We start from the raw sequence: 3,207 nt of genomic DNA on the forward strand, positions 1-3,207 counted from the left end.
AAAAGCTAACTCCTGCGGGGTTCCTGATGCTGCTGCTTGAGCGCTAGCTTCCAACTGACGGTCAAAAAGTCGAAGTTTCACTCTGATGGCTTCAATCTGGCGCAGAGTGATGATTTCTTCAGCTTGTGCCTTTGGCGCGGGAGGAATCGGTTCAATTCTATCCATCACGCTGCCTCCGACCACCGTGGAGCAAACCGCTCCATCTGCTCGAGCACTAGCACGACGGCTTCGTTGCGCTGTTCCGGCGGGTACTTGTGCTTGCGCAGGAGGGTTCTGATGGAGCGGCGCAGTTTGGCGCGGACGTCGTCGCGTACTGTCCAGTCCGTTTTAGCGTCGCGCCGAAGGGCGGTCACCAGTTTGCGGGCGATCTGCGCCAGAACGTCGTCTTCGAGCAATTCGCCGGCAGACCCGTTGGTGTCCATCACGTCGTAGAACGCGAGCTCGTCGTTGCTTAAGGGTGGGCTGAACTGTTCACCGCGATTGCTCTCCGCGACGATTTCCTTGGACAGCTCGATGAGTTCGGCGATCACTTCCGCGGAGGTGAGTTGCTGGTTGGTGTACCGGTTCATCAGTTCGCGGATGCGCTCGGAGAACTGCTTGGCTCGTACCTCGTTATTTCCGGTGGCGTTGCGGGATTCTTGGAGGAGGTCGCGCCGGAGGGCGTCGATTAGCAATGCGGTCTCGGATTCGTCCCTGGACCTGAGATTGAGTGCCTCGATGTTCAGGTCCTGCAGGTTGGGTAGCTCGCGGCCGATCTCACCGTAAACGTCGATCACCTGCGAGGACGCCGTGGAGTCCACGGCGAGTTGGCTGAGCAAGGTGATGATCTCCTCGCTCAGCGGCTCCCCGTTAGCCCGGCGATCGGCGGCTTCCATCTTGATCAGCTGGTTGCGCACGTCCGAGTAGAACCGAACGTCGGAGCGGTACTCGTTGGCATTCGGGCTCCCGGACGCAAGCGCCCACGCCCTGGCCAACTTGCCGGCGGTGGAGTTGAACTCCTTTGCCAGCGGGTAGCGCTCGTTCTCATCAACCGTGTGCGGATTACGTAATTTGGCCAGCAACTGCAGGCGCGCTTGGCGTTGCTCGCCGATGGCTTCGAGCTTGCGCCATTCTTCACCAGTGAGGGCGTTGAGCTTCTCGACGAACCCACGCACGATCACCAGCGCTTCCTCGATGTTTTGGCCGATCACCTTTTCATCCCCGGTGGACGAGCTCTTGGTGAACTCGGCGATGGCCGCCTGGAGGTTATCGATGAGCGGCGCGTACGCCACCAACAGCCCACCGCGCGAAGCTAGAAGCTTATCGACGCCTCGCCGCCGCCGCGTTTCGCGACAACAAGGTCCTCTTCGGTGGCCGTCTGGGCACCTACCAGTACCTGGAGATGCACATGGCCATTGGCGTCGCCCTCTCCGTCTTCGACAACCATGTCCGCCTCTACTTCGAGGGCGGCAAGCCCATCGACCAGCTGCGCGGGCACTAGCGGTTAGCGGAGCGCGCCCACGCTGTTGACGACCATGTAGATGCCGACGATCGCCGCGATCCAGAGCAGAGTCACCTTGGCCTCGTACTGAAGGCGGGGAACGGCCTTCTCGAGGCGGGGGAAGAATTTCTGCCCGGCCACGAGAGCGATCGCCGCCAGAATCACCGTCGGTACAATCATGACGCCGCAGTATATGGCGATGGCTGCTACTTGTCCCGCCATCGGCGCATCCCAGTCGCTGATGATTCCCATCGCTGCGATGTAGGGCAGCATCGTCGCCGCTTCTGTCAGCGAAGCGCCTAAGCCCAAGAGGACCATCTTGGGCAGGCTGGTTTGAATGGGCTTGTTCAGCTGTTTCGGCAGTTCACCCGGCGTAGGTTTGACTGGATCGGGTCCGAAGATTCCGTAGGCGGCCAGAATCGCGCCGAGGATCAACGTGATCCAGGGAAAAGCGGGGGTGTCGGTGATTCGTTCTACGTACGAGCTGAGGCCGGTGAACCCCAGGAGCATGGCCACTCCAAGGGCGAAGTACACTGCCGCGACGGTGAGGAGGTACGCAGCGAGCGCGGGCACGCGCACGTTTCGCCATAGGAGAATGAGTGCCAACGGGATGACCAGGGTGCCGATGCTCAAACTGTCGAGCAGGGCCAGACCGACGAGCGGAAGGAGGGACTGCATAGCGTGCGCTTTCTTTGTCGTACGAACGTAAGGGACCCTTACGAATGTACGGCGGGCTAGGCTGGTGTGCAACCATGAACAAGTTCTCGTTGGACCACCAGTTCTCGGAATCGTCCGCTGCCGTTGCGAATGCGACCATCCGCATCATCGCGTCGCGGGGCCTTGACGCAGCCAGCGTGCGCGAAGTGGCCAAACAATCCGGATTCGCGGCGGGATCCGTGCAGTACCACGCCCCGAACAAAGAGACCCTGCTTGCTCACGCGTTCATCCGCTCCATTCAGCGGCAGAACGCCCGCGTGGTCGGGGCAGAAGTGCCCGACGATGAATTCGAGGCCTGGGTGGTGCGGCTATCTGAACTTCTCCCCCTTGGCGGCGAGCGTCTCGAGGACGCGGCGATGTGGGTTACCTACGGCTCCGCGTCAGCAACGCGCGAGTGGATTGCCGACCTTTACAGTCAGGTGCTCCGCGGCTTCCAGCAAACGGTCGTAGAGGCACTGGGCGACGTGGACCAAGCTGAGCGAAAGGCGCGACTGGTCACGGCGTTGGTGAACGGCTTGACGATCGACAATTTGGGGGCACCCGCTTCGGAGGCGGATCGTGTTGTCGGGGACCTCCGCGACGGCCTGCGGTTGATTTTCGGCGTTTAACTTCCTTGTATCGTCGGGCACATGCAGACGCATGCTGATGAAATTTTCGTCCACCACCAGTGCCCTCATTGCGTCAGCGTCATTGAGGACTTCAACGCTGACTCCGGTCGGTACGGTGGTGCCGAGCTCCTCGACATCACCTACATTCGCAACCTAAAGAGATTCCTTGCCTATCGCGACACTCTGGAGGACGGGGCATCGCGCTGATCGGCAAGCCGCTGTACGACGCCTTTGTCAAGCACTACACCGCCAAGCAGTGGCAGACCGACCCGACCGACCTGCCGCCGGAGATCATCTCGCGCCTGCCCGTGCGCTACACCTTCAACAACCGCTACTTCAACGACACCTGGGAGGGCCTGCCCGTCGAGGGCTACGCCGCCTGGCTGGAGAAGATGGCCGAGC

General features: G+C 61.1%; 2 protein-coding genes and 3 pseudogenes. 3 read left to right on the plus strand and 2 right to left on the minus strand.

Going from position 1 to position 3,207, the window contains the following annotated elements; all coding sequences use genetic code 11:
- Positions 1-164 precede the first annotated feature (164 nt).
- A pseudogene (locus HMPREF0298_RS06935) lies at positions 165-1,283 on the minus strand (DUF3387 domain-containing protein); the annotation flags it as partial.
- On the opposite strand from HMPREF0298_RS06935, the pseudogene HMPREF0298_RS12705 reads away from it, so the two are divergent.
- Positions 1,283-1,480 (plus strand): annotated as a pseudogene (locus tag HMPREF0298_RS12705) (UDP-galactopyranose mutase); the annotation flags it as partial. The pseudogenes HMPREF0298_RS06935 and HMPREF0298_RS12705 sit on opposite strands and share 1 nt — an antisense overlap.
- A 3-nt stretch (positions 1,481-1,483) precedes the next feature.
- Here the strand turns inward: HMPREF0298_RS12705 and HMPREF0298_RS06940 are convergent.
- Positions 1,484-2,158, minus strand: coding sequence for a GAP family protein (locus tag HMPREF0298_RS06940; RefSeq protein WP_006840425.1), 675 nt, complete (start codon positions 2,156-2,158; stop codon positions 1,484-1,486).
- A 74-nt stretch (positions 2,159-2,232) separates the two neighbouring features.
- Between HMPREF0298_RS06940 and HMPREF0298_RS06945 the strand changes: the two genes are divergently transcribed.
- On the plus strand, positions 2,233-2,805 hold the full coding sequence (locus HMPREF0298_RS06945) for a TetR/AcrR family transcriptional regulator (protein WP_040422866.1): 573 nt from the start codon (positions 2,233-2,235) through the stop codon (positions 2,803-2,805).
- A 191-nt stretch (positions 2,806-2,996) separates the two neighbouring features.
- Positions 2,997-3,207 (plus strand): annotated as a pseudogene (locus tag HMPREF0298_RS11815) (UDP-galactopyranose mutase); the annotation flags it as partial.

This window comes from Corynebacterium lipophiloflavum DSM 44291, assembly GCF_000159635.1.
GTDB classification, from domain to species: domain Bacteria; phylum Actinomycetota; class Actinomycetes; order Mycobacteriales; family Mycobacteriaceae; genus Corynebacterium; species Corynebacterium lipophiloflavum.